We start from the raw sequence: 24,469 nt of genomic DNA on the forward strand, positions 1-24,469 counted from the left end.
GGCCTCGGCCGGGGTTTTCTATTTCGCGGTTGCATCTGTAGCGAGCTACTGTATAAACCGGCCCATATGAACCGCGCCATTCAAGCAAGAGGATCCCGGACGTGGAAGAAATCATCGAACAACTGCGCGAAGCCAACGAACCCGTACCGGTTCCCCTGGAGTTGCCTGACGAAGACCAGTTGGTGGAAATCGAAGAAGAGCTCTTCATCAACATCCCGTTCGTCTTCAAAGAGTTTCTGCTGACCGTCAGCGACGTGGTTTACGGCAGCCTGGAGCCGGTGACCGTCACTGACCCGCAATCCCACACCTACCTGCCGGACGTAGCCGCCAATGCCTGGGATGCCGGCGTGCCGCGTGACCTGATCCCGATCTGCCAGGACGGTGACGACTACTACTGCGTCGAAGAAGACGGCACCGTGGTGCTGTGGTCCGGCGAAGAAGAACTGATTACCGAAGAGTCCTGGGAATCGGTCTGGCACTGGGCGCGGGACGTCTGGCTGGAAAGCTGAAACGCCCCTCACCCTGGGAGGTCAATGCCCCGACGACTCCTTGTGGTTGTCGAGGGTTTCCAGCAAGGCCACCTGCATCCGCGTGTGCACCCGGATGAACCAGCGCCAGAGCAGCGCCGCCACGGCGGCCGCGACCACGGCGACCAAGACCAGCAACTTGTTGGTCGGCAAGATACTGGCCGACAAGGCTGCCAGCAGCAGGAAAATCACCAGCAGCGAGATGATCGGGATCACTTCGGCGATTACCCGGCGCACTCGCTGTGTGTGACGCCCGGCCATTTCCGGCTTCACGCCCATCTCCGCCAGCAGCATCGACAGCGCCTTGAGCTTGCGATAGGCCGCGATCAGGAACGGCAACGACACCAGCAATGCCCCGCCCCAGATCAACGCCTTTTGCCAACTCGGATCGCTGATCCAGTCCTGCATCCAGATCGAGAGGCGCCCGGCAAAGAAAGCGCCGGCAAAGAAGATCGCGATCACCAGCGCCAGATTGACCCCGACCTGCAGCAGGATTCGCCGGATCATCGAGGCCAGCATCGCGCCCTCACCCTGCGGCTGAATGCTGCGTAACCATTCGCCGTACATTCCGAATACGCGACCGAGACGCTGCGGCATCGCGGCGGACAACTTGATCGACAGCGGATCGGCAGCCCGGATCAGGTACGGCGTCAGCAACGTGGTAATCACCGAAACCGCCACGGCCACCGGATAAAGGAAGTTGCTGGTGACCTGCAGCGTCATCCCCAGCGCCGCGATGATGAAGGAAAATTCGCCAATCTGCGAAAGCCCCATCCCCACGCGCAGTGAGGTGCGTCCGTCATTACCGGCGATAAAGGCACCGAGGCCGCAGGACAGCATCTTGCCCAGCACCACGGCTACCGTGATGACCGCGATCGGCCACGCATATTGCAGAAGAATCATCGGGTCGAGCATCAGGCCGATGGCGACGAAGAAGATCGCACTGAACAGGTCGCGAACCGGCTCGATCAGGCGCTCGATTTTCAGCAGTTGCCGCGACTCGGCCATGATTGCGCCGATCAGGAACGCCCCGAGCACCATGCTGTACTCGAGCTTGACCACCAGCAGGCAGAAGCCGAAACACAGCCCCAGCACGGTGATCAGCAGCATCTCGTTGCTTTCGAACTTCGCCACGTAGGCCAACAGTCGTGGCACCAACAGGATGCCGACGACCAACGCGACGATCATGAACAGTGAGAGCTTGCCCACTGTGGAAAACACTTCACCGGAACTTACCGTGCCGCTGACCGCAATGCTCGACAGCAAGGCGATGATGCCGATGCCGAGAATGTCCTCGACGATCAGCACGCCGAAGATCAGCTGCGCGAAGCGCTCGTTTTTCATCTTCAGGTCATTGAGCGCCTTGACGATGATGGTGGTCGAGGAAATCGCCAGGATTGCGCCGAGGAACAGCGAATCCATGGTGTTCCAGTCGAACCAGCGGCCGATTTCGTAGCCGATCCAGATCATCAGGACAATTTCCAGGAACGCCGCGATGAATGCCGTGGCGCCGACCTTGAACAGCTTGCGCAGGCTGAACTCCAGGCCCAGGCAGAACATCAGGAAAATCACCCCGAGCTCGGCGAGGGTCTTGATGGTTTCCTCGTCGTGGATCAGGCCGAACGGCGGCGTGTGCGGGCCGATGATGAAGCCGGCGACGATGTAGCCGAGCACTACTGGCTGCTTGAAGCGGTGAAACAGAACGGTCACCACACCTGCGACCAACATGATCACCGCCAGATCCTGAATAAAGCTGATGGCATGCATGGTGTGGGCTCCTTGAATGACGAGGCTCACGCAGGCATGGGAAATGTCTGGGCGAGCTGAGTAAAAATCCGCTTTGGGTGTAGGAATCGCCCTTGGAGAGGCGCTTTTGCAGGGTAACACCGCGACTTCCGGCTGAAAGGCGGTGCAATATATGGAAACAGATCGATTCGGGCGTGACGGCGGCCAGTTGCCTGGCGTCCCGATAACGGTGCTTTTGAAAAGCGACCAGGCACCCGCAGAGGTGTTTCTTTCAGCAACCCTGCCTTGACCCGTGAGAACGTTATGGAACCCGGAAACGCCCAGCTGTCGATGACGGTACTGATGACCCCCGACATGGCCAACTTCTCTGGCAATGTCCACGGCGGCACCCTGCTCAAATACCTCGACGAAGTGGCCTACGCCTGCGCCAGCCGCTATGCCGGCCGCTACGTGGTGACCCTGTCGGTGGATCAGGTGATTTTCCGCGAGCCGATCCACGTCGGCGAGCTGGTGACCTTCCTGGCGTCGGTGAACTACACCGGCAATACCTCGATGGAAGTCGGCATCAAAGTGGTGACCGAAAACATCCGCGAGCGCTCGGTGCGCCACACCAACAGCTGCTTCTTCACCATGGTTGCGGTGGACGATCAGCGCAAACCCGCCGCCGTACCGCCGCTGCAACCTCAGAACAGCGAAGACAAACGCCGCTACATGCAGGCGCAGCAACGCCGGCAGATCCGTCAGGAGCTGGAAAAGCGCTATCAGGAAATCAAGGGCGACGCCTGATTGAAAGCGCGCTCGCGGACCCCGTCCGCGAGCGCGGCAATGATCAGAGACTGATCGGCGTAGCCTCGAATTTCACCCGAGGATGCGCAATCCGGTCCTGCGCCCGCACCAATTGCAACTCGTAACTGGCGCAAGCCTGAGTTTCCAGAAGCACCTCATGCACCGCCGCTGCGGTGAATTCGAACGCCGCCACCAGACTGTCGCCGAGCAGCACGCGCGCCAGGAACAGGCCGGACGTGAGATCGCCCACTCCCACCGGCTGACGCGGAAACGCCAGCAGCGGACGCCGCAGATGCCAGCTGCCCTCGGCCGTCACCAGCAACATCTCAAAACCATCCGCCGGCTTGCCCGGATAATCCAGATGTTTGACCAGCACCGCTTTCGGCCCACGTGCCAGCAGCGCCCGCGCCATCGCCAGGCAATCGAACAGCGACTGCGGCTTGCGCCCGGCGAAGCTGTCCAGCTCCAACTGGTTCGGACACATGAAATCCGCAACGGCGGCGGCCTCTTCCAGCAGAAACTCACTGACCTCGGCAGGAACGCTGCAACCCTTTTCCGGATGCCCCATCACCGGGTCGCACAGGTAAAGGGCTTTCGGGTTAACCGCTTTGATCCGCTCGATGCCACTGAGAATCGCCCGGCCCTGCGCCGCACTGCCGAGATAGCCGGACAGCACCGCGTCGCAATTACCCAACTCACCGATGGCGGCGATGCCTTCGACCAGCTCGGGGATCCGCTGCGGCACGAGCACTTCTCCGGCCCACTGGCCGTACTGGGTGTGGTTGGAGAACTGCACGGTATTGAGCGGCCAGACATTCACCCCGACCCGCTGCATCGGAAAAACCGCAGCGCTATTGCCGGCGTGGCCGAACACCACATGGGACTGGATGGCGAGCAGATGAGGCGTACGTTTCATTCGGGTTTTTCCGTAAAACGATTGAAATTCAAGCCGCGCAGTATGCGACGAAACGCAGCCTGTACGACAGACCGGCGACGCAGTTAAGCTGACGCCATCATTTGGAGTTTCGTGTTGATGCTCACCCTGGAAAACATTTTCGTGCTGATGCTGTTCGCCGTCGCCGGTGCGTGGCTTTGGCACAACCACGGCTTGCGCGAGCGGGCGCTGGAGCGGGTCAAACAGCATTGCGTGAATGTCGGCGTCGAGTTGCTCGACGGTAACGTGGCGCTGAAGAAGATCGGCCTGATCAAGGACGCCAGTGGCCGGCGACGCCTGGCCCGGGTCTACAATTTCGAATTTACCGTGACCGGCGAAACCCGGCACAACGGCACCATCACCCAGTTCGGAGCACACAGCGCCCAGATCGAGCTGGCGCCCTACCCGGCGCCGTTCGATGACTCACCGCCCGTGGTGGAAGTGACCAAGCCGCGTGGTGAAGTGATCGAGCTGAGCCAATGGCGTCAGGAACACACCAAGTGGAAGCCTTGAATCAGCTCGTCTGAAGCCGGCACTGAGCCAGCGCAGCCTGTAATTCACCGACCGCTTGTGGCTCGGCGAAAATCAGCTCGATCCGGGAGTCCTTGCGCCATTCACTGGGCAGCCAGCTGAGCTCGGCATTGTCCAGCGCATTGGCTGACTGCCAGCCGTCCGGGCTGTGAATCACCAGTTTGGCCCGGCGCCAGTTCAGACTTTTCAGCCATTGGGTAATCCCCGATACATCGAATACCTGGCTCGGATGCCAGCGCCAACCGATACTCCAGCCACCTTCCTGCGCCTGACTCAGACAGATCGGCAACGCCGGATCGCTCCAGATGGCCGGCATCTGCGCCAGCCCTTGGGGCACGATCAACTTATCCACACCTGCTTGCGCCTGTACCGCCAGACCCGGCAACTCGCTGAGCGGCAACATTGCCTGCTGCGTCCAGATCAGTCGGGCAGGCGGCAACTGTCGGCTGATTCGCTCGCGCGTGGTCTCGTCGAGGTTTTCCGCTTTGTTCAACAGCAGCAGGCCTGCACTGGCCAAAGCCTCTTGCTGCGCGTCCGGCAACGGTTTGCCTGCGGCGAGAGCCTTGGCGTCCAGTACCAGCACGCAAGGCTGTACGGCGAGTACGCCTTGCCACGGCGCCTCGTTCAGCTGGTTCAGCAACTGCGCCGGATGCCCGAGCCCCGAGGGCTCGATGAACAACCGATCCGGCCGCGCCTTGCGCAACAAACGCCCCAGACCAATCTGGAACGGCGCCCCGTTCACGCAACACAAACAGCCCCCGGCCACTTCACCCAGTGCGATACCATCGGCGTCGCGGGTCAACAGCGCAGCGTCGAGCCCGATCTGGCCGAACTCATTGATCAGCACCGCCCAGCGCTCGCCCGCCGGTCGCTGAGCCATGAGCTGGCGGATCAGGCTGGTCTTGCCCGCGCCCAAGGGGCCGGCGATGACGTGGGTGGGAATGTTCTGCAACATGATCAAGGTTTTCTGGAGGTCGAAGATGCGGTGGATGGGGTGGTCGTTGCTGTTGATGCTGATGTCCGGCGAAGCTTTGGCACAGGCCTGTGTGGTGCACAGCCAGGCGGAGCGGCTTGACGTGAAAGTCTGCCAGCAAAATCGCAACATCCCGGAAAAACTGTTCAACGACGGCTTCTGCCAGCCGACCCTGGCCGGGCAGAAAGTCGAGGTTCAATACGTCGACCATTGCCCCGTCGGCGCATTCGGCGTGTGCAGCAGCGCGCAAGTCGCCAATATGCCTTATCGCCAGGATATCCACTATTACGGCGTTGCCACCGATGCGGCGTATTTGCAGCCCTATTGCGAGGCTCAGAGCCAGGGGGAATGGCTCAAGCCCTGAGGTGCTAGCCGAGCCAGTCGAGGGTCAGCATCAGCCGCCGCTCACCCGGCGCCGGCTGCGGCGAGCGATGGATCAGCCCGAAACCTTCATTGCCGTGCCATTTTTCGCCTTTGAGCAATGCCACCTCGCCCCGATTCAATTGCTGAATACGTGACGTTTCCTGCAGCTCGGCTTGCGGTTGGCCAAGTTGCCGACGGTCCATCTGCCCTTCCCTTAGCCATTCACTGCCGACACCTGCATACGTCGTGATCAATCGCACCGGCACATGATCGACGTGAAAACGCGGACACATGGCCTTGTCCAATACCCGCAGACGCAAACCGATCCGCCGTGCACCCAACAGGCAGGCGAAGGCACTGATCAACCATTTCAGGTCGGCGATAAACCCTTCGTAACCCTGCAGATCACGAAAACCGCTGGCCAGTCCCGTGAGATCCGGCTCTGCGTCATCGTCCGGCAATTCCAGGCACAGCGCCTCTGCGTAAGGTTCGTTCAGAGAAAGTAACAGGTCCGCAAATTCGGAAATGTGCAGCGGAAGCTGGCGTTGCCAGACCGCGAGGTTGGTCTCGTCGTCAAGAATGTCCGCCAGCGTCTGCGGGGTCTGGCCGAACGATTGATGACGCGTGCTGCCGGGCAGCGGTTTCAGGGCGAGCATCAGGCCACCTCGTCGTGCCAGGAGCCAAAGGGATCGTGCAGTTGTCGCCAGCCTTGAGTACCGAGCGCCATTTCGGCATCGGTCAGCAGGCAATCATCCAGTTCCGACGACAGCTGTGCGAAATCTATGTTCTGCCCGATAAACACCAGCTCCTGGCGACAATCGCCTACGCTGGCGTTCCAGTTTTCCATGATCGCGGCGGTACTTTCCTGATCCTGTGGCCATTGTTCTTTTGGCACGAAGCGCCACCAGCGCCCGGCGAAACCGTGGCGCATCAGGCCTCCGGCCTGGGACCAGCTGCCAGCGTCGGTGGGTTTGCTGGCCAGCCAGAAGAAGCCTTTGGAGCGCAGCAGTTTGCCGTTTACCCAAGGGCGATCGATGAAGTCGAAAAAGCGCTGTGGATGAAAGGGTCGACGCGCCCGATAGGCTGTGGATGCAATGCCGTACTCCTCGGTTTCCGGCACATGTTTCCCACGCAGTTCCTGCAACCAGCCTGGGGCCTGGGCAGCTTTTTCGAAGTCAAAACGACCGGTGTTGAGAATTTTCTCCAGCGGTACTTCACCCATGACCATCGGGATGATCTCGGCCTGAGCGTTGAGACGTCTGAGAATGGCCATCAGCTCCTCCCGCTCGCGACTGCTGATCAGGTCGATCTTGCTGATCAACAGAACGTCGGCGAACTCGATCTGTTCGATCAGCAGATCGGTGATCGAACGCTCATCCTCTTCACCGAGAAATTCGCCACGGGAAGCGAGATTTTCAGCAGCCTGGTAGTCCGGCAGGAAATTCATGCCGTCGACTACAGTGACCATAGTGTCGAGGCGAGCGATGTCGGCAAGGCTTTGCCCCTGCTCATCGCGGAAGGTGAACGTCTCGGCCACTGGCAATGGCTCGGAGATTCCAGTGGATTCGATCAGCAGGTAATCGAAACGGCCTTCACGAGCCAGCTGGCTGACCTCTTCAAGCAGGTCTTCGCGTAACGTACAGCAGATACAGCCGTTGCTCATTTCCACGAGCTTCTCTTCGGCACGATTCAGGCTGACATCACGCTGGACTTCGCTGCCATCGATATTGATCTCGCTCATATCGTTGACAATAACGGCAACGCGCAGATCGTCTCTGTTACGTAGTACGTAATTCAAAAGTGTACTTTTTCCGGCGCCGAGAAAGCCGGACAAAACGGTCACGGGAAGTCGGGAAGACATTGGATAAACCTCATCAGACGTTCGCTAAACAGCGCTGGAAGCTCTCGGGGCTAGCGTTCTTGGGCTTCGATGAGATCACCTGGGAAGCGGACGCTTGAAAAAGAAGCCACGAAAAGCCTTGTCTGAATAATGTTATAGTATAACAACAAATTCAATCTACTCTCTTCTTGCCCAAAGTGACAAAGGGCCGGAAGCTGCAATCAGTTTGTCGCCGAGTGACGTCATGGAAACCGTGCTGAAGTACTCGCTTATCTGCCTGGCAATGCTGACGCTGAGTGCCGAAGCACAAGTGCCGGGGCTCGCCAACTGCACACGCAGCGCAAACCTGTTGGCTTGCATTGATGCCAACGGCAACGCCTATAGCGTCAACACCGTCGGCAGCACAATTTACGTGCGCGGATTCGAGAAAGCGGGCAACCGCTACTGGGCACAAACCAATAGCCGTTATGGGCAACTCACGTTCTTCACCGGCATCGCTTCTGATGGAGAAGCCTGGGTTGGCTACAACCGGCGCGTAGGCTGGACGACGATCAATCGGTTCTCCAGCTCCGGCGGCAGCAGTGCGAAGTTCACCTGCAGCCGGATCATCGGGTGTTAAACCCGTGATCCTTTCTGCTCTTGTTGCCAGGCCATGTAGCTGTCGATGGGTGGACTTTTCTGGAAATAGCGCTGCAAGCCGTCAAACAAACCATCGGCCACGGCCTGTTGATGACGCGCCGTCACCAGGCGCTGACTGTCCCGCGCGTTGGAAATGAACCCGGTTTCCACAAGAATTGACGGCACGTCCGGTGATTTCAGAACAGCAAATCCAGCCTGTTCCACGCGCTTTTGGTGCAGCGTGGTGATGCCGGCCAGACTGCTCAGCACTGTGCTTCCGAGTTGCAAACTGGCAGCGAGGGTCGCGTTCATCGACATGTCGAGAATCACGCCAGCAAGCATCGGATCCTTGTCCTTGAGATTGAGCAGGCTGGTTGCACCGAGCAGATCCACGCCGTTCTCACGCTGCGCCATGAACCGTGCGGTGGCGGACGTAGCACCGCCTTCGGACAAGCAATACACCGATGCCCCGGAAGCCGTCAGACGTGGCGCAGCATCGGCGTGTACCGAAATGAACATGTCGGCCTTGTGCTGACGGGCTATCTCCACACGTTTGCGCAACGGGACGAAGAAATCGTCGTTACGAACCAGCTTCACATCAAAGCCTTTCTCTCGCTTGAGTCTTCGTGCGAGCAGTCGCGCAATGGACAGAACTACATCCTTTTCCCGCTCGCCCTTGGCGCCGATTGCACCTGGATCTTTCCCGCCATGACCCGGGTCGACTACCACCATGATGTCGCGCTTGGAATGGGATTTTTCTTGTGGTGTTTCACGTGGAACGCTTGCCGGAAGCTCTGCCGGAGCTCCCATCAAGTCCAAAACCAAGCGGTGACCTTGTCCATCCTGAGGCGCCAGCAAGAAAGAATTAAGCTGAACCGGACTGCTTAAATCCAGCACGATCCGGGTGTTTCCTTGGCCAAAATGGCCGGAGCGAATCGAGCGAATCGGGGTGCCGGATAACGCTAATTGGCTGAAATCGCCATCCAGGCTCGCCCCGCTCAAATCGATAATCAAGCGTTCAGGCGTACTCAAAGTGAATGTCTTGTAGCTCACAGGCCCGCTTAGATCGAATACCAGCCGAAGCTTTTCATCCGAACGCCAAAGCCGAGCATTCCGTATCTGCGCGGCGGGCACTGAAAAAGGCAAAACAAAGGCCGCGCTGGCCAGCATCAAGTTGAGCAAGTGGCGTCTGTGCATATGAAAGCCTGTTCATGAAAAAGGCATCGTGGTTTGAATTGTTATAATGTAACATCAAATCCAATAACCATCATGGAACTGCTCATGAACGCGCTGACTTTGCCGGATGTCGCGGCTCAAGCCGCTCGCCAGGCCCTGCCTCTCGAATGGGTGGGGATGTGCGGCATCGCTTTACCTGTGTTTATCGAAGGCCAGCGCCTGGCCGCAAAAGCGGATGCAGGCGTCAGTCTTGACGATGGAGACGCACGCGGCATTCATATGTCGCGACTGTATCTGGGGCTGGAAACGCTGGAGCAGCAGAATCTTTCGCCGGCCCTTCTGCGACAAGTTCTGCAACGCTTCCTCGACAGCCACGAAGAGCTCTCCGACGCCGCCTATCTCAATATCCACGCTGATTTACTGCTCAGAAGGCCGGCATTGGTCAGCCCGTTGGCAGGATGGAAAACCTATCCGGTCACTGTTTCAGCCCGGCTGAAAAACAAAGTGTTCCACGTGGAACTGAAAATCGACGTCGCGTATTCCTCGACTTGCCCCTGTTCCGCGGCATTGGCGAGGCAGTTGATCCAGCAACAATTCGTCGACGACTTCGCCAACAAACCGCTGCAACACGCCGATGTGTTGGCGTGGTTGGGCTCGACCCAAGGCATTGTCGCCACACCTCACAGTCAACGCAGTACTGCGCAATTGCATCTACATCTGGATGAATTCATTGATGAACTGCCTCTGACATCCATCATCAACGACGCCGAAGCAGCCCTCGGCACCGCTGTACAAACCGCTGTAAAACGCGCCGACGAACAAGCCTTCGCCCTCGCCAACGGCCAGAACCTGATGTTCTGCGAAGACGCTGCCCGCCGCCTGAACCAGGCACTGCGCCGCTCACCGGGTGTCAGCGAATTCCATGTTCGAGTTATCCACGCCGAAAGCCTTCACGCTCACGACGCCGTCGCCGAGAGTCATTGGAGCCGGGAGCAGCCATGATTCGTTGCCAGAATCTGAGCTGGGGAGCACCCGGCCAACCGCTTACCGCGCCGCTTGACCTAAAGCTGGAAAGCGGCAGCCTGACGGCAATCATCGGCGTCAACGGCAGCGGCAAAAGCAGCCTGCTCAAAGTCATCGCCGGGTTACAGCGACCATTGGCCGGCAAGGTCGAACTGGGTGTTCCACGCCAAAGCGGTTTGTCCTTCCTGCCTCAACAGCAGCATCTGGATCGACAGTTCCCGATCAGCCTCCAGGAATTGGTGGCTGCAGGTTTTTGGGGACGCCGACTGTCATCGCAACTCAGGGCTCAACGTCTTGAATCCGCACTCGAAGATTGGCACCTCGGCGGGCTGGAACATCGTCCCCTGATGGCCCTCTCCGGCGGAGAACTGCAACGCGCCCTGCTCGCCCGATTGAGCCTGGCCGACACACCGTTGCTGCTGCTCGACGAACCCCATGCCGCACTCGACGAACTGGGTCAGACATTGCTGTGGCAACACCTGCACGCCTGGCATGAGCAGGGACGAACCCTGGTCGTGGTTTGCCATGACCTTGCCGCCGTGCGCCAACACATTCCACAAACCTTGCTGATCAAACCGAGCGGCTGCGCATTCGGCAGCAGCGTCGACCTCATCCAGCAAACGCCTCACACGCAGGTGGCCTGATGCTCGCGCTCAGTCATTTATGGCAGCCGTTCCACGAGTTCGTCTTCATGCGTCGGGCCTTGCTGGGCGGTCTGGTATTGGCGTGCAGCACTGCACCACTGGGCGTTTTCCTGATCCTGCGGCGGATGAGCCTGATCGGTGATGCCGTCGCCCACGGCATTCTCCCCGGCGCCGCATTGGGGTTCTGGTTCGCCGGGCTGAGTCTTCCAGCGCTGACCCTCGGCGGGCTCGGTGCCGGCCTGAGCATGGCCGGACTCGCCGCGTGGATCACTCGACGCACCGGCCTGCGCGAAGACGCCAGCCTCGCGGCCATCTATCCCATCTCGCTGGCGAGCGGCGTGCTGATTCTCGGCATCGCCGGCAAGCGACTGGATTTGCTGCACCTGCTGTTCGGCTCTGCACTGGCGGTCGACGGGCCAACCCTTAACGGCATGTTGTGGGTATCAGCGCTTAGCCTGATGGCCATGGCATTAATCTACAAACCCTTGCTCCTCGACACGCTCGATCCGTTTTTCCTGCGCACGGTCAGCCGACTCGGCCCCGTCGCCCATGGCGTGTTCCTGACGCTGGTGGTGCTCAACCTGGTGATCGGTTTCCAGGCCATCGGCGCCCTGATGGTGGTCGGTCTGATGATGCTGCCAGCCGCCGCCTCACGCTTCTGGAGTCGACGCCTGCCGATCCTGATCGCCATCGCCGCGCTCATTGGCTGCGCATCGGTATGGCTCGGTCTGTTGCTGTCGTTCTACTACTCGCTGCCCAGCGGCCCGGCCATCGTGCTGGTCGCCGGTGGCGGCTATGTGTTTTCCGTGGTGTTCGGACCGGTTCACGGTCTGTTGCGCCGCCCGCCTTTGCTCACATCCCAATGAGGTGTTTCCCGATGCGCGCTCTACTCGTGCTGTTCAGCCTGATGCTGTCGATGTCGTTATCGGCGGCGGAAAAACTGCCGGTGGTCACCAGTTTCAGCATCCTTGCCGACATGGTGCATCAGGTCGGCGGTGAGCATATCCAGATCACCGACATGGTCGGCCCTGACGCTGATGCCCACACTTACGAACCCACTCCGGATGACGCCAAGGCCCTGCTCAAGGCGAAACTGATCGTCAAGAACGGGCTGGGTTTCGAGCCTTGGCTGGATCGGCTGGTCGCCAGCACCAACACAAGAGCCCCAGTGATCAGTGCCAGTCGCGGCGTGATTCCGCGCTCGCTGGATGAGGACGGCGAAACCGTCCCCGACCCTCACGCCTGGCACAACCTGGCAAACGCCGAGCTGTACGTTGCCAACATTACCAAGGCGCTGATCGCTGCTGATCCGGCCAACAAAGCCGACTACGAGCGCAACAGCCAGGCCTACCTGAAACAGATCTACGCCCTCCTCGCCCAAGCAAAAACCAAGCTCGGTTCGCTGCCGCCGGGCAACCGCAAGATCGTCACCAGCCATGACGCCTTCGGTTATCTCGGTCAGGCCTACGGCATCGACTTCATGGCGCCACAAGGACTGTCCACCGAACGCGAACCTTCTGCTGCCGAAGTCGCCGCGCTGATCACCCAGATCCGCCAGGCCAAGGTCAAAGCGGTGTTCATGGAAAACATCAAGGACGCGCGCCTGCTGAAACAGATCGCCGACGAAAGCGGCGCACACATCGGCGGCACGCTGTACTCCGACGCCCTCGCCGCCAACGGTCCGGCCAGTACCTTCACCGGGCTGTTCGAATACAACCTCAACACTCTCTACCAAGCCCTGAGCCAGCCATGATCCGAAAAAATCCTTCCGGTGATTTGCCGCAGATTGCCGAGTCTGCCTACGTCGATAAAACCGCGATCATCTGCGGCAAAGTGGTGATCGGCGAAAACGTTTTCGTCGGCCCGTACGCGGTGATCCGCGCTGATGAAGTGGACGCCACGGGCGAGATGGAACCGATCACCATCGGCGCCAATTCGAACATCCAGGACGGCGTGGTGATCCACTCCAAATCCGGCGCAGCGGTGACCATCGGCGAATTCAGCTCCATCGCCCACCGTTCGATCGTGCATGGCCCGTGCACGGTCGGCGACCGCGTTTTCATCGGCTTCAACAGCGTGCTGTTCAACTGCGTGGTCGGTAACGGTTGCGTGGTGCGGCACAACTCGGTGGTCGACGGCCGGGACCTGCCGGACGCGTTCTATGTGCCCTCCACCACCCGCATCGGTCCGGGTACCGACCTCTCGCAATTCCCGCCGGTGAGCGTCAGCGCCTCCGAGTTTTCCGAAGACGTGGCGCGTACCAACGTCGACCTGGTGCGCGGCTACAAAGCCCTGCAGAACGAGTTCTGAATCATGAGCAGTATGTTGATTCGCAATGCGCGGCTGGTGAACGAAGGTCGTCAGTTCGACGCCGATCTGTTGGTCAGCAACGGGCGCATCATCAAGATCGCCGGCAGCATCGAAGGTGAAAACGCGACCCGTGAAATCGACGCCAACGGCCAATGGTTGCTGCCGGGCATGATTGACGACCAGGTGCATTTTCGCGAGCCGGGTGCGCCGGCCAAGGGCAGCATCCACACCGAATCCCGTGCTGCCGTGGTTGGGGGCATCACCAGTTTCATGGACATGCCCAACACCAACCCTGCCACGCTGACCCTTGAAGCGCTGGCCGACAAAAAGCGCCGGGCTGCGATCACCTCGGTGGCCAACTACGGTTTTCACTTCGGTGTCAGTCACGACAATCTGGACACCGTCGCGGCGCTCAATCCCTGTGAAGTGGCCGGTGTGAAAGTGTTCATGGGCGCGTCCACCGGCAACATGCTGGTGGACGACCCGAACACCCTCGAGCGCCTGTTCGCGCAAGTGCCGACGATTCTGCTGGCCCACTGTGAACACACGCCGAGCATCGAAGTGAATGCCGGGAATCTGCGTGAGCGCTACGGCAATCATTTGCCAGCCGATGCCCACGCGCTGATCCGCAATGCGGATACCTGCTTTCGTTCGTCGTCTCTGGCAGTGGATCTGGCGAAACGTCATGGCACTCGTCTGCACGTCCTGCACCTGACCACGGCCCGCGAACTGGCGTTGTTCGAAGACAAGCCGCTGTCGCAAAAACGCATCACCGCCGAAGTCTGCCTGCACCATCTACTGTTCGATGACCGTGACTATCCGAACCTCGGCAACCTGATCAAATGCAATCCGGCGATCAAGTCCCAAAGCGATCGCGACGCCCTGCGCCAGGCACTGCTAAGCAATCGGCTGGACGTGATCGGCAGCGATCATGCGCCGCACACCTGGGCGGAAAAACAGCAAGCGTATGAACAGGCGCCGTCCGGGCTGCCACTGGTGCAACACGCGCTGCCGGCGTTGTTGGAACTGGTGGCGGATGGCGTGCTGCCGATCACCACACTGGTGGCCAAGACCAGTCACCGGGTGGCGGATCTGTTTGCCATTCCGGATCGCGGTTATTTGCGTGAGGGGTATTGGGCGGATCTGGTGTTGGTGCAACCGGAGCCCAAGGGTGTCGCGGTGTCACGCCAGCCGGTTCTGTCGCAATGCGGCTGGACGCCGTTCGCTCAGCGCAGCTTTCGGCATCGGGTCAGCACGACGCTGGTTTCGGGGCAAATTGCGTGGCATGACCATCGGATCCATGACAACTGTCAGGGATTGCCGCTGCGGTTCATGCGCTGAAAAAAACCGCCTCCACTCGATGTGGAGGCGGTTTCGACAGTGACGTTACGCTCTCGGTTTGACCGTACCGCAATCCTGACCCAGCCAGACTGCCCGGGTTTCCAGACTGCCCTTCTGGTTGATCCCGATGGCGTTGAAAGTACCGTTGGCGACGGTGGTGAACTCGCGGTCACTGAGGAACGTCGCGACACCGGTGCCTTGGGCTTTCGGGCAACTGAAGCGGAATTTCCACTGGTTGCCGACACGCTCGGTGATCTGCTGCTTGCAGCCCGACTGTGGATCCGCCAGTGGAATATCGTTGGTCGCCACCTGCTGCGGCGTCAGACAGGCGCGAATGCCCTTGCCGCCGATGTTGATCCCCTGCTTCTCCAGTTCAGCCCGTTGTTGCGGAGTGATCTGGCCCTGAATCTGGCCGAGGATCGACTGCACATCCATCACCTGATCATCGACCTTCACATTGCTCGACGTCATTTCCCACAACCCCGGCTGCAGCATTTGCGCCTGAGCAACCACCGGCAAGGCCAAACCCAGGCCCAGCGCCAAACCCAGCAGACGAACGTTCATTGAAAAACTCCTGATCAGTAGTGGCCGTTAGACGCCGGCCGCCTGTTTCGGTTCATGGCGGACGCTGGCGACTTGAAAACAAATAGCGACAATCGCCCTGGAACATGGTCTGTTAAGCATTGAATCTTCAGGAGCAAGGTTGCCCCATGGATTATTTCGGACCGCACATCTTCGGTTACCTGATCGCCCTGATACACACCCTCGGCTCGATCGCTGCGATCCATGCCGTATTGACCGTACGCACGGCACAAGGCTCGATTGCCTGGGCGCTGTCGCTGATCTTCATTCCCTACCTCACCCTCATCCCGTATCTGGTGTTCGGCCGCAGCACCTTCGATGGCTACATCAAGGCCCGCCGCCAGGCCAACGAACAGATGCGCCAGGCGATTTCCGAACTCAACTGGCGGCCGTGGGTGGAAGAAGCCCTGACCGCCCGCGCCTCGAATGCGTATGACTCGTTGCGGGCGATGCCGAAACTGGGGCGCATGCCGTGCCTGGCCAACAATGAAGTGCGATTGCTGATCAACGGTGCCGCCACCTTCGAGGCGATTTTCCACGCAATCGACCAGGCGCGGGAAGCCGTGCTGATCCAGTTTTTTATCATTCACGACGATCGACTCGGTCAGCGCCTGCGTGACCTGTTGCTGAAAAAAGCGGCCGAAGGCGTGGTGATCCATTTGCTCTATGACCGCATCGGCAGCCACGCCCTGCCCCACAGCTACGTGCAGGCGCTGCGCGATGGCGGCGTCGAGGTCAAAGCATTCGCCACCCGCGGCGGCTGGCTCAATCGTTTCCAGGTGAATTTCCGCAACCACCGCAAGATCGTGGTGGTCGACGGGCTGATCGGGTTTGTCGGCGGCCACAACGTTGGCGACGAGTACATGGGTGAAAAACCACCGCTGGCACCGTGGCGCGATACCCACGTCCAGGTGCGCGGCCCGGTGGTCGCGTGCATGCAGGAGTCATTTGCCGAAGACTGGTTCTGGGCCGCGCGGTCATTGCCGCCGCTGATCCTGCCGGACGCCTACCCGGAGGACGGCGTACTTTGCCAAGTACTCGCCAGTGGCCCGGCGGATGCCTACGAAACCTGCTCGCTGTTCTTCGTCGAAGCCATCCACGCCGCCACCGAGCGCGTGTGGATCACCAGCCCCTACTTCATTCCCGACGAAGCCGTGTTCGCCGCATTACGCCTCGCGGTATTGCGCGGGGTCGATGTGCGTCTGCTGCTGCCTTCGCGTCCCGACCACCGCATCGTCTACGCCGCATCCAGCCTGTACGCGTTCGAAGCGGTGCGCGCCGGCGTGCGGGTATTCCGCTATGAACCGGGATTCCTGCATCAAAAAGTGGTGTTGATCGACAGCGAAATCAGCGCCATCGGCAGCGCCAATCTGGACAACCGCTCGTTCCGGCTGAATTTCGAAGTGATGCTGCTGACCGTCGACAGCGAATTCGCCGCCAGCGTGGAACAGATGCTCAATGACGACTTTGCCCAAGCCTACGAGGTCGCCAAAGAAGAAAGCCGGGAGATCCATCGCCTGCAACAGGTCGGCATGCGGATCGCCCGGCTGATTTCACCGATTCTCTAGGTTCAAGGGTTGTAGATGTCGTCCCTGGTCCACGGCAGTTCATGGCTGCCGTCGGCATGGGCTTTCACGGCGAGAATCTGGTGCAGGTTGATCCAGCCGCGAGCGAATGCGTAAGCGCAGCCCGCCAGGTACAGACGCCAGATACGCAGCGCCTGCTCCGGCACCAGTTTCGCGGCGGCTTCAAGATTGTCCTCCAGCCGTTCGCTCCAGTGGTCCAGGGTGCGCGCGTAATGCAGACGCAGACTTTCGACGTCGACAATCTCCAGACCCGCTTCGCTGATCTCGGCCGAGATCATCGCCAGGTGCGGCAGCTCGCCGTTGGGGAACACGTACTTCTCGATGAAATCCCCGGCACCGCGCCCCACCGGACGGCCATCGGTGTGCTTGGCGGTGATGCCGTGGTTCATCACCAGACCGCCCTCTTTCACCGCGCCGAACAGGGTTTTGCAGTATTCGGCGAGGTTGGCGTGGCCGACGTGTTCGAACATGCCGACGCTGACCACTTTGTCGAAACGCCCATCCTGAGGCAGGTCGCGGTAGTCAAGCAGCTGCAGTTCGACCTGGTCTTCCAGGCCTTCAGCCTTGACCCGCTCACGAGCCAGCGCCAGTTGTTCCTTGCTCAGGGTGATACCGAAGACCTTGGCGCCGAACTCACGGGCGGCGTAACGCGCCAGACCGCCCCAGCCGCAACCGACGTCCAGCAGGTAATCACCCGGCTGCAAACGCAGCTTGCGACACAGGTGCCGGAACTTGGCCTGTTGCGCCTGTTCAAGGGTTTCGCTGCCGGTTTCGAAATACGCGCAGGAATACGCCATGTCGCTGTCCAGCCACAGCTGGTAGAACGCGTTGGACAGATCGTAGTGATAGGAGATGGCCTTGGCGTCGGTTTCCTTGTCGTGGAGCGTGCGCACCGGGTGACTGTCTTCGTCTTCATCGAGCAGCGCGGAGCTCAACTCATCGCACACCCGGATGACCTCGCTGATCGACCCTTCCAGTTCAAGTTTGCCCTCGACAAACGCCGCCCCCAGCGCGTCGAGGCTTGGATGGGTCAACTGGGACACCATCAACGGGTCCTTGACCACGATGGTGACGCTGGGCGTCGGGCCCAGATTGAATTCATGGCCGTCCCAGAGTCGCAGGCGAAGCGGAAGCTGCAGATTCTGTAAGGCCGGTGGAAGTTGCGCGAGCATGGAATATCCCCCTGGTTTCAGACGTCTGATCTGAGGGTAGACCATCCTTGAAAATTAGCAGGCTATCGATCTGATAGTCGCCGACTATCATTCACAGCGGCTGTCACCGCGCGGTCATCCGTGTTTCAGTGCGCCTTCTCAAATGACTGCGAGAGCGGCGCACAGTTCGAAAAATGATCAGTCCGATGCCTTCAGTTTCAGCAGCGGCTCCTGAAAACGCAGCAGCCGGCCAGCATTGCCCAGCACCAGCAGCGTGCTCAGGTTGTGCAGCAATGCAGCGATCATCGCGCCCGCCGCACCGAGCCAGCCGAAGGCCGCGAATACCACGATGGCCAGCGTCCAGCCCAGGCCGATGATCACGTTCACCTGCAAGGTTTTTCGGCACTGACGACTCAGGCGCACACAGGTGCCGAGCCGACGCAGGTCACTGCCGATCAGCACGATGTCGGCTGACGCCAACGCAATGTCCGCGCCGCCCGCGCCCATCGCCACCCCGACGACACCTGCTTTGAGCGCCAGCGAATCGTTGATCCCGTCGCCGACCACCATCGGCCGGAAGCCGTTATCGATTTCCTTGAGCACTCGGTTGAGTTTGTCTTCGGGCAACGCCTGGGCTTCTACTTCATGCAGGCCGATGTCCATGGCCAGGGTTTGCGCAACGCTCTGCCGGTCACCGGTTAACAGCAGTTGCCTCCCCAGCCCGAGGTCACGCAGCTCGCTCAACGCAAATCGCGCTTCCGGTTTGACGGTGTCGGCCAGCAACAGCCAGGCGAGAAATTCGCCATTCAATGCCAATCCGGCAAGCGGGCCATCGTGTTCGGGGATCGCGGTGGTCGGGATGCCCAACTGCGCAAACAGCTCCGGGCGCCCGAGTGCGGCCTCGCCTTGCGCGGTTTTGGCCACTACGCCCAACCCCTGCCGCTCATGAATATCGGTCAGCACCAACACCTCTTCCGCGCTGACCAGTCCGGCCAGCGCGCGGCTGACAGGATGGCTGCTCGCCGCGCCCAGGCTCGCGGCCAGTGCCATTACCGATCCGTGATCCGCTCGCGGGCTGCTGATCGACTGCAAGCGCAGCGTGCCGTAAGTCAGGGTGCCGGTCTTGTCGACGACCAGCGAAGTGAGATCAGCCAATTCCTCCAGGAACGCCGAACTGCGGATCAGAATCCCGTGCCGAGCGGCCACCGCCACTCCGGCAATCGCCGTGGCCGGCGCCGACAACACCAGCGCGCATGGGCATGCCGCCACCAGCACCGCGAGCATCGCCTGCGCATCGTTGGTGATGAACCAAGTGACTGCCGCAAGCAACAACACCAGCACCATGTAACTGCCGGCATAGCGTTCGAGCAAACGGGTGATCGGCGGCTTGGAGCGTTCGGCGTTTTGCATCAGCGCGATGACCTTGCCGAGGGTCGACTCATCCCCGGTACGGGTCACTTCAATTCGCAGCAACCCGTCGAGGTTGATCGCGCCGCCGAACACCGCCATGCCGACAACCGCCTCCACCGGCACCGACTCACCGGTGATCGACGCCGTATCTAGGCTGGCCTGACCGGACACCACCCGACCGTCCGCCGGCACGCGATCGCCGGCGCGCACTTCAACTTTGTCGCCGGCCTTGAGCGCACCATTGTCGACTTCGATGACCGAGCCGTCCGCCTGCACCTTGCGCGCATGGCTGCGCGTCAGTTGGCCGAGGGCATGAATCGCTTCCTGGGAGCCGATCACACTGCGCTCTTCCAGCACATGGCCGAAGATCATGATGATCGGCAACAGCGCAGCGGTGAGCAGATCGCCCGTGGCCCAGGCCCCGATCATCGCCAGGGCGATCAATTGATCAGTGATGCCGTGCAGGCTCGGATAACGCAGGCTGAACCACGCAGAACGCATCACCGGCACCGCGACCAATAAAGAAGCAAATCCGAGCAACAACTGACTGACGCCGGTCTGTTCCGGCATCAACCAGCGCCAGATCAGTCCAAGACCAAGCAAGCCGAGGGCGAGCATCGCCAGGGTCAACTGGCGCGCGGCGCGGCGTTGTTCGGCCGAAGACAACAGGCTCGGAGCGGAGGTGGTGGCAGTCATTGGCTGGCTCCCTGAATGATCAGGCGTGAATCGTCTTTCGGATCGACCGTGGTCACCGAACCGGCCTGGCCGAGAATCTTTGGCATCCGCTCGCGGTACAAACGCAACAGCATTTGTGGATCAGTGCCCTGCTGTTGCGCCTTGGCCAGACTCAGCACCGTCGCCGTGTCGGCGGAGGCTTTGGCCAGGCGCTCACCGGCCTGGGCGTGGGCGACTTGCAGCGTGCGGTCGGCCTGTTCGTTGGCGGACTGGGTCAGCTTTTCAGCGTCCGTGCGGGCATTGGCGACCGCCTTGTCGGCTTGCTGGCTAGCGGTGAGGACGGCGTTGAAAGCACTCACCGCCGGCTCCGGCAGGCTCGATTGCACATCGACCCGCGCCACTTCGATGCCGATGCCCTGACCGCTCGCCTTCAACTCGGCGAGACGTCGGTTGATGCCTTGCACCAGATCACCGCGCAACCGTTCGCGACGTTCGGCGGCCTGATTGTCAGCGCCGATCAACTCGGGCCGCGCCACCAGAATGGTGTCCAGATCCCGCGCAGCCGTCAGCGCAACCGCGCTTCGCGTCACCACTCGATCCAGTGCCGGCAAAACATGTTCGCCTTGCAGCACAAAGTCATAGGGATCGGTGACCTTGTAGAACACCCGCACATCCAGCTGCACAACGCCGGCATCACCGGTGAGCAGATAACCGGAACCGGCCAGCGCGTCACTCAGCGGTGTGGCGAAGGTGGCGACGCGATCCGCCCGCACGGCCCGATCACTGCGCAGCAGATTTTCCACCCGTCGCTCAATGACCCGATCCGCCGCCGGCAACAAAATTACCTGTTCAAACGGCTGCGGCCACGCCAATAGCAACCCGGCATTCTGAATGCGATCCAACGCTCCGAAATGCAAAACCATCGCGCGATTTTGCGGGTCAATCTGCCGCACATTGGAAAATGCCCAGGCCAACGCCGCGAGCACGGTTACTGCGTACAGGGCGAAAAACGCCAGACGTCCCGCTTGAATCCAGGGACTGTTCAGCGAATGTGTTCCACGTGGAACTTCATTCATGGCTGCGTTCCGCTTTTGCTGTCGAGATTGGGCGGACCGTCGACCAACACCCGGAATGGCGCGGCGTCGGTGCGCAGGATCAGCTTGGTGTCTGGCGAAACGATGGTGCCCAGGGTGTCCAGCGAACGCAGCAAGTTGTACAGCTGCGGCGAACCGGCGTAAGCACGTCCGTAAATCTGCGCCGCTTCCACCCGCGATTGGGCCTCGATATCGGCGGCTTTCACCGTGGCATCAGCTTGCACGATTCGCGCATCGCGTTCGGCGGCGGAGCGGATTTGCGCCGCTTCACGCTTGCCGACGGCGGTGCGTTCGGTGGCGATGGTTTCACGCTCGGCACGCATCCGGTCAACCGTTGCAGTCAAGGTCACCGATGGCAATGTCAGCCGTTCGATGCCCACCTGCACCACGCGCACCCCGTAAGTGGCGAGCAGTTGCTGATCGATTTGCTGACGCAGCTGCGCTTCAAAATCGGCGATGCGAACCTGACTGGCATCGGTGTTCACCAGATTGGCCAGATCGAAACTGCTGGCCGTGGTTTCCAGCGCCGAGCCGACAAACGTCCGAATCTGCCGCGCCGCTTCGTCCGGCTGGTTCTGCACGGCGCGCATGAAGCGCTGCACGTTGTCGGGGTCGCCTTGTACCTGCCAGGCGACGTACGCCTGAACGATGATGCGCAAACCATCGCGGGTGCCGACGTCCTGCAAGCCGCTGGAGGTCGTGCGCAAACGCAGGTCTACCGGAATCGCCGCTTCGAACGGTGCCGGCCAGCGCCAACTCAGACCCGGTTCCAGCAACACGCGGGACGGGTTGCCAAACCGCGTGATGACCGTGGCTTCACCGGAGCGCACTTGCACCAGGCTTGCCGCCGCGATGGCAAAGGCCACCAGTAACGCTGCCCAACCCATGCGTTTCCAGGGAAAAGGCCCCGCCTCTTCCGGCGCGCCGTGGTGATGGTGATGATGCCCGTGATGGTGATGACCGCCGCCATGAGCATGATCGTGGCCGCTGTGGTCATGGTGATCGTGAGTGTGCGACTGGCTCAATGGGTGGCTCCTGGCTGAGCGGTGGTGCGCGCCGGGTCTGCCGGCAGCGTGAACGTACGCAGATCGATGGTCGGCGCATTACTGCTGCCGCCCAGGCGATGGTCGAGTACCAACAGTTTGGCTTTGCTCAAACCCTGGCTGAGTTGGCTGAGGTATTGCTCCAGCACGAAGGCTTGGCCGGCGCTGGCGTAGGCCTTTTGTTCGGCGCTGAATTTCAGGTCCGCCGCCCGGGCGGTGGCATTGATTTCGTGGGCGTTGGCAGTGGCCTGATCCCGAGCGAGACTGGCCTGCAATTGCGCCTGGTTACTCGCTTCGGCAGCAGCGCCGCGCTCGCGGGAGATCAATGCCTGAGCGCCGATCTGTGCCGCTTGCACGCTGTGATAGGCATTGGCCGCCCCTGCCGGCGGGTGAATCGCTTCGACCACCGTGGCGAGAATTTCCACGCCGCTGTCGAGTTTCTGCAGATCGCCTTGCACGGCGCGGCCGATTTCTTCGGCGAGCCCGGTCCTGTCCTCGCCAAGCAATCCGTCGAGAGTACGCGAGGCAAAGTCATGCACCAGAATCCGGCTGGCGGTGCTGCGGATCAGCGTCGGTACATCGGCGCTGTTGTAGGTGGCGGCCAGCGCGGCTTGATCGCTCAGTCCTATGCGATAGACGAAGCGCACATCCATGTTGACGATCTGAAAGCTCTGCTGATCGCCACGGCTGCTGGCGATAACCTGAGACTTGTCGTTGACGTGGCTGGCGTCCCACAAACGATTCGCGGTGAAAGGCGCCGGCCCTTCTGCCGGGTCCAACTGCGCGGGCGTCGGGTTCTCGCCGACGCTGGTCGCCAGTTCGTGCACAACACCATTTTCAACATTCAGCACGCGCCCCAGCGGCCAGGGTAAACCGGCGTGCAAACCCGGACCGAAAACCTGCACCGGTTTGCCGAAGCGCTCGTAGATGCCACGGCTTTGCAGCGGAATTTCGTGAAGGCCGGTGAGCAGCCAACCCACCGCTGCCACCAGCAGCAACACCGGCAAGAAGGCGCGACGCATGTAACTGAAGGCCCAGATCTGACGCAGATCGATGCCGAAACGGTTGTGCAATTCGTGCTGCAATGCGAGCAACGGTTGTGGCGGCCAGCGCAGCAAATCGGCGACGAAACTGCGCGCCAGCAATACCGGTTCGAGTTGTTCGCGGCGCGGGCTGAACAGCGACAGCAGCGCACGCAGCAGTAATTCCAAGGCAACCAGTCCCGGCAGAATGCCGATCAACACTGCCAGACGCACCGGCCAGATTGCACTCTCACTGGCGAAAAGCAGGCACAACGCGCCCAACACCAGACTGATGATCGCCACTCGCGTCAGTTGCGCCAGCGCTCCGGCCTCGGGCCATTGCGCCGGGTTTTCCTGCGCCAGTTGCCGCTCCAGCACCAGCAGAGCGAATGCCAGGAGCAAAGCGATGGCCGCGCCAACCGTGGCAGACAAGCCCACACCCGCCGCCGGCAACGCCAGATTCCATATTTGCTCGATGCTCAACAGCACCAGTACCGACCACCCGCCCAACCACAATGTGGCCGCGCCAATCTGCCTGAGCAGGTGCAGACTGCGCTGGCTCATGCGATCCAGCAGGCGCTCGTACCAGCCTTGCGGCGCTGGTTCCTCAGCAGCCGTCACCGGCACGACGGGATTGATCACCCGCGCCCGCCAGCGCGTCACCCACCACGCCGATTGCAACCCGGCCACCAGCACCAGCAACGCCGCGCTCTGATTGACCAGCAATGCGGGCCACAGCGATTGCGGCGCAAACAGGCCGACGAAAAATGCCAGCCCCCATCCCGCCCCGGCCAACACGCCCAGACCGATCGCCAGGCGACGCAAACGCCGGCCCTGCGTCGCCGCTTGCTGAAAGCGCGGCATCGCGGTCACCTGCGTGCCTTCATCCAGATCGACTTGCATATCCCCCCAAAACCCTTGGCTTTCCACACATATCGTTACGATATAACGAAAGTCGTGAAATATTTGTACTCATTTGCGCCATTCAAAGATGCGCAACCTGTCGCTTGCCTGAAGCCTTGACCGAAATGTCTGGAAACGCACATATTACGTTCGTAATTTTCAGTGCGAACTACTTTTACCGATCCGCATCC

At 60.7% G+C, this 24,469-nt stretch carries 24 protein-coding genes; 12 read left to right on the forward strand and 12 right to left on the reverse strand.

The genetic code is table 11. The features are described from left to right. Nucleotides 1-101 precede the first annotated feature (101 nt). Complete coding sequence (locus AC1MDC_RS20410; protein WP_007954245.1) at nucleotides 102-509, forward strand: SMI1/KNR4 family protein; 408 nt, start codon at nucleotides 102-104, stop codon at nucleotides 507-509. Nucleotides 510-530: 21 nt separating this feature from the next. On the opposite strand, the gene AC1MDC_RS20415 is transcribed toward AC1MDC_RS20410, so the two are convergent. Then, nucleotides 531-2,294 carry a cation:proton antiporter gene (locus AC1MDC_RS20415; RefSeq protein ID WP_085696713.1) on the reverse strand — a complete coding sequence of 588 codons (1,764 nt, stop codon included), beginning with the start codon at nucleotides 2,292-2,294 and terminating at the stop codon, nucleotides 531-533. Nucleotides 2,295-2,576: 282 nt separating this feature from the next. Here AC1MDC_RS20415 and AC1MDC_RS20420 point away from each other — a divergent pair, with 282 nt between their 5' ends. Next, a complete protein-coding gene (locus AC1MDC_RS20420) occupies nucleotides 2,577-3,059 on the forward strand; it encodes an acyl-CoA thioesterase (protein ID WP_003229693.1) in 483 nt (160 codons plus the stop codon). A gap of 43 nt (nucleotides 3,060-3,102) precedes the next feature. On the opposite strand, the gene pdxY is transcribed toward AC1MDC_RS20420, so the two are convergent. Beyond that, entirely contained in the window at nucleotides 3,103-3,975 is an 873-nt protein-coding gene (gene pdxY, locus AC1MDC_RS20425) for a pyridoxal kinase PdxY (protein WP_085696711.1), read from the reverse strand. 117 nt (nucleotides 3,976-4,092) lie between these two features. On the opposite strand from pdxY, the gene AC1MDC_RS20430 reads away from it, so the two are divergent. Then, nucleotides 4,093-4,506 carry a DUF3301 domain-containing protein gene (locus AC1MDC_RS20430; protein WP_085696709.1) on the forward strand — a complete coding sequence of 138 codons (414 nt, stop codon included), beginning with the start codon at nucleotides 4,093-4,095 and terminating at the stop codon, nucleotides 4,504-4,506. 1 nt (nucleotide 4,507) lies between these two features. Here AC1MDC_RS20430 and AC1MDC_RS20435 read toward each other — a convergent pair whose 3' ends face one another. Beyond that, the gene (locus AC1MDC_RS20435; RefSeq protein WP_085696707.1) at nucleotides 4,508-5,479 is read right to left on the reverse strand and encodes a CobW family GTP-binding protein; all 972 of its coding nucleotides are present in this window, start codon (nucleotides 5,477-5,479) and stop codon (nucleotides 4,508-4,510) included. 25 nt (nucleotides 5,480-5,504) lie between these two features. Between AC1MDC_RS20435 and AC1MDC_RS20440 the strand changes: the two genes are divergently transcribed. Further along, nucleotides 5,505-5,861, forward strand: coding sequence for an NADH:ubiquinone oxidoreductase (locus AC1MDC_RS20440; RefSeq protein WP_085696705.1), 357 nt, complete (start codon nucleotides 5,505-5,507; stop codon nucleotides 5,859-5,861). A gap of 4 nt (nucleotides 5,862-5,865) precedes the next feature. Here AC1MDC_RS20440 and AC1MDC_RS20445 read toward each other — a convergent pair whose 3' ends face one another. Together AC1MDC_RS20445 and zigA are read right to left on the reverse strand one after the other, a co-directional pair. Next, the gene (locus AC1MDC_RS20445; RefSeq protein WP_085696702.1) at nucleotides 5,866-6,516 is read right to left on the reverse strand and encodes a DUF1826 domain-containing protein; all 651 of its coding nucleotides are present in this window, start codon (nucleotides 6,514-6,516) and stop codon (nucleotides 5,866-5,868) included. Beyond that, nucleotides 6,516-7,721 (reverse strand): zinc metallochaperone GTPase ZigA, encoded by a 1,206-nt coding sequence (gene zigA / locus AC1MDC_RS20450; protein WP_085696700.1) that lies wholly within the window; start codon nucleotides 7,719-7,721, stop codon nucleotides 6,516-6,518. Before zigA ends, AC1MDC_RS20445 begins: the two co-directional genes overlap by 1 nt. A gap of 223 nt (nucleotides 7,722-7,944) precedes the next feature. Here zigA and AC1MDC_RS20455 point away from each other — a divergent pair, with 223 nt between their 5' ends. After that, nucleotides 7,945-8,319, forward strand: a complete 375-nt coding sequence (locus AC1MDC_RS20455) for a glutamine synthetase (RefSeq protein ID WP_085696698.1) — start codon at nucleotides 7,945-7,947, stop codon at nucleotides 8,317-8,319. On the opposite strand, the gene AC1MDC_RS20460 is transcribed toward AC1MDC_RS20455, so the two are convergent. After that, the gene (locus AC1MDC_RS20460) at nucleotides 8,316-9,515 is read right to left on the reverse strand and encodes an N-acetylmuramoyl-L-alanine amidase (protein ID WP_480393558.1); all 1,200 of its coding nucleotides are present in this window, start codon (nucleotides 9,513-9,515) and stop codon (nucleotides 8,316-8,318) included. The genes AC1MDC_RS20455 and AC1MDC_RS20460 overlap by 4 nt on opposite strands. Nucleotides 9,516-9,599: 84 nt before the next feature. Between AC1MDC_RS20460 and folE2 the strand changes: the two genes are divergently transcribed. Genes folE2 through AC1MDC_RS20490 form a run of 6 tightly spaced genes read left to right on the forward strand, consistent with a single transcriptional unit; the run spans nucleotide 9,600 to nucleotide 14,812 of the window. Next, complete coding sequence (folE2, locus tag AC1MDC_RS20465; RefSeq protein WP_085696694.1) at nucleotides 9,600-10,496, forward strand: GTP cyclohydrolase FolE2; 897 nt, start codon at nucleotides 9,600-9,602, stop codon at nucleotides 10,494-10,496. Further along, nucleotides 10,493-11,161, forward strand: a complete 669-nt coding sequence (locus AC1MDC_RS20470) for a metal ABC transporter ATP-binding protein (protein ID WP_480393559.1) — start codon at nucleotides 10,493-10,495, stop codon at nucleotides 11,159-11,161. Before folE2 ends, AC1MDC_RS20470 begins: the two co-directional genes overlap by 4 nt. Beyond that, entirely contained in the window at nucleotides 11,161-12,027 is an 867-nt protein-coding gene (locus AC1MDC_RS20475) for a metal ABC transporter permease (RefSeq protein WP_085702269.1), read from the forward strand. The genes AC1MDC_RS20470 and AC1MDC_RS20475 overlap by 1 nt, the downstream gene beginning before the upstream one ends. Before the next feature lie 11 nt (nucleotides 12,028-12,038). Beyond that, a complete protein-coding gene (locus tag AC1MDC_RS20480) occupies nucleotides 12,039-12,914 on the forward strand; it encodes a metal ABC transporter substrate-binding protein (protein WP_085702268.1) in 876 nt (291 codons plus the stop codon). Then, the gene (locus tag AC1MDC_RS20485) at nucleotides 12,911-13,471 is read left to right on the forward strand and encodes a gamma carbonic anhydrase family protein (RefSeq protein ID WP_011336655.1); all 561 of its coding nucleotides are present in this window, start codon (nucleotides 12,911-12,913) and stop codon (nucleotides 13,469-13,471) included. Before AC1MDC_RS20480 ends, AC1MDC_RS20485 begins: the two co-directional genes overlap by 4 nt. 3 nt (nucleotides 13,472-13,474) lie before the next feature. Further along, complete coding sequence (locus AC1MDC_RS20490; protein ID WP_480393560.1) at nucleotides 13,475-14,812, forward strand: dihydroorotase; 1,338 nt, start codon at nucleotides 13,475-13,477, stop codon at nucleotides 14,810-14,812. 45 nt (nucleotides 14,813-14,857) lie between these two features. On the opposite strand, the gene AC1MDC_RS20495 is transcribed toward AC1MDC_RS20490, so the two are convergent. Beyond that, a complete protein-coding gene (locus tag AC1MDC_RS20495; protein ID WP_007954220.1) occupies nucleotides 14,858-15,376 on the reverse strand; it encodes a DUF3617 domain-containing protein in 519 nt (172 codons plus the stop codon). Between the two features lie 146 nt (nucleotides 15,377-15,522). On the opposite strand from AC1MDC_RS20495, the gene cls reads away from it, so the two are divergent. Continuing rightward, nucleotides 15,523-16,962, forward strand: a complete 1,440-nt coding sequence (gene cls, locus AC1MDC_RS20500; protein WP_480393561.1) for a cardiolipin synthase — start codon at nucleotides 15,523-15,525, stop codon at nucleotides 16,960-16,962. A gap of 2 nt (nucleotides 16,963-16,964) precedes the next feature. On the opposite strand, the gene cfaB is transcribed toward cls, so the two are convergent. The 5 genes from cfaB to hflK (AC1MDC_RS20525) all read right to left on the reverse strand — a co-directional run bounded on the left by cfaB (nucleotide 16,965) and on the right by hflK (AC1MDC_RS20525) (nucleotide 24,278). Continuing rightward, nucleotides 16,965-18,152 (reverse strand): C17 cyclopropane fatty acid synthase CfaB, encoded by a 1,188-nt coding sequence (gene cfaB / locus AC1MDC_RS20505; RefSeq protein WP_480393562.1) that lies wholly within the window; start codon nucleotides 18,150-18,152, stop codon nucleotides 16,965-16,967. 177 nt (nucleotides 18,153-18,329) lie between these two features. After that, nucleotides 18,330-20,237, reverse strand: a complete 1,908-nt coding sequence (locus AC1MDC_RS20510; RefSeq protein ID WP_480393563.1) for a heavy metal translocating P-type ATPase — start codon at nucleotides 20,235-20,237, stop codon at nucleotides 18,330-18,332. Continuing rightward, nucleotides 20,234-21,292: a protease modulator HflK gene (gene hflK / locus AC1MDC_RS20515; RefSeq protein ID WP_480393564.1), complete on the reverse strand. Its 1,059-nt coding sequence runs from the start codon at nucleotides 21,290-21,292 to the stop codon at nucleotides 20,234-20,236. Before hflK (AC1MDC_RS20515) ends, AC1MDC_RS20510 begins: the two co-directional genes overlap by 4 nt. Further along, a complete protein-coding gene (hflC, locus tag AC1MDC_RS20520) occupies nucleotides 21,289-22,335 on the reverse strand; it encodes a protease modulator HflC (protein ID WP_085696676.1) in 1,047 nt (348 codons plus the stop codon). The genes hflK (AC1MDC_RS20515) and hflC overlap by 4 nt, the downstream gene beginning before the upstream one ends. Next, nucleotides 22,332-24,278 (reverse strand): protease modulator HflK, encoded by a 1,947-nt coding sequence (hflK, locus tag AC1MDC_RS20525; protein WP_480393565.1) that lies wholly within the window; start codon nucleotides 24,276-24,278, stop codon nucleotides 22,332-22,334. Before hflK (AC1MDC_RS20525) ends, hflC begins: the two co-directional genes overlap by 4 nt. Nucleotides 24,279-24,469 lie beyond the last annotated feature (191 nt).

Source organism: Pseudomonas sp. 1 (assembly GCF_056626735.1).

Coding starts and splice junctions, on each gene's coding strand:
- AC1MDC_RS20415 (WP_085696713.1), bottom strand. CDS start 2,294: ATGCATGCCATCAGCTTTATTCAGGATCTGGCGGTGATCATGTTGGTC.
- AC1MDC_RS20420 (WP_003229693.1), top strand. CDS start 2,577: ATGGAACCCGGAAACGCCCAGCTGTCGATGACGGTACTGATGACCCCC.
- pdxY (WP_085696711.1), bottom strand. CDS start 3,975: ATGAAACGTACGCCTCATCTGCTCGCCATCCAGTCCCATGTGGTGTTC.
- AC1MDC_RS20430 (WP_085696709.1), top strand. CDS start 4,093: ATGCTCACCCTGGAAAACATTTTCGTGCTGATGCTGTTCGCCGTCGCC.
- AC1MDC_RS20435 (WP_085696707.1), bottom strand. CDS start 5,479: ATGTTGCAGAACATTCCCACCCACGTCATCGCCGGCCCCTTGGGCGCG.
- AC1MDC_RS20440 (WP_085696705.1), top strand. CDS start 5,505: ATGCGGTGGATGGGGTGGTCGTTGCTGTTGATGCTGATGTCCGGCGAA.
- AC1MDC_RS20445 (WP_085696702.1), bottom strand. CDS start 6,516: ATGCTCGCCCTGAAACCGCTGCCCGGCAGCACGCGTCATCAATCGTTC.
- zigA (WP_085696700.1), bottom strand. CDS start 7,721: ATGTCTTCCCGACTTCCCGTGACCGTTTTGTCCGGCTTTCTCGGCGCC.
- AC1MDC_RS20455 (WP_085696698.1), top strand. CDS start 7,945: ATGGAAACCGTGCTGAAGTACTCGCTTATCTGCCTGGCAATGCTGACG.
- AC1MDC_RS20460 (WP_480393558.1), bottom strand. CDS start 9,515: ATGCACAGACGCCACTTGCTCAACTTGATGCTGGCCAGCGCGGCCTTT.
- folE2 (WP_085696694.1), top strand. CDS start 9,600: ATGAACGCGCTGACTTTGCCGGATGTCGCGGCTCAAGCCGCTCGCCAG.
- AC1MDC_RS20470 (WP_480393559.1), top strand. CDS start 10,493: ATGATTCGTTGCCAGAATCTGAGCTGGGGAGCACCCGGCCAACCGCTT.
- AC1MDC_RS20475 (WP_085702269.1), top strand. CDS start 11,161: ATGCTCGCGCTCAGTCATTTATGGCAGCCGTTCCACGAGTTCGTCTTC.
- AC1MDC_RS20480 (WP_085702268.1), top strand. CDS start 12,039: ATGCGCGCTCTACTCGTGCTGTTCAGCCTGATGCTGTCGATGTCGTTA.
- AC1MDC_RS20485 (WP_011336655.1), top strand. CDS start 12,911: ATGATCCGAAAAAATCCTTCCGGTGATTTGCCGCAGATTGCCGAGTCT.
- AC1MDC_RS20490 (WP_480393560.1), top strand. CDS start 13,475: ATGAGCAGTATGTTGATTCGCAATGCGCGGCTGGTGAACGAAGGTCGT.
- AC1MDC_RS20495 (WP_007954220.1), bottom strand. CDS start 15,376: ATGAACGTTCGTCTGCTGGGTTTGGCGCTGGGCCTGGGTTTGGCCTTG.
- cls (WP_480393561.1), top strand. CDS start 15,523: ATGGATTATTTCGGACCGCACATCTTCGGTTACCTGATCGCCCTGATA.
- cfaB (WP_480393562.1), bottom strand. CDS start 18,152: ATGCTCGCGCAACTTCCACCGGCCTTACAGAATCTGCAGCTTCCGCTT.
- AC1MDC_RS20510 (WP_480393563.1), bottom strand. CDS start 20,237: ATGACTGCCACCACCTCCGCTCCGAGCCTGTTGTCTTCGGCCGAACAA.
- hflK (WP_480393564.1), bottom strand. CDS start 21,292: ATGAATGAAGTTCCACGTGGAACACATTCGCTGAACAGTCCCTGGATT.
- hflK (WP_480393565.1), bottom strand. CDS start 24,278: ATGCAAGTCGATCTGGATGAAGGCACGCAGGTGACCGCGATGCCGCGC.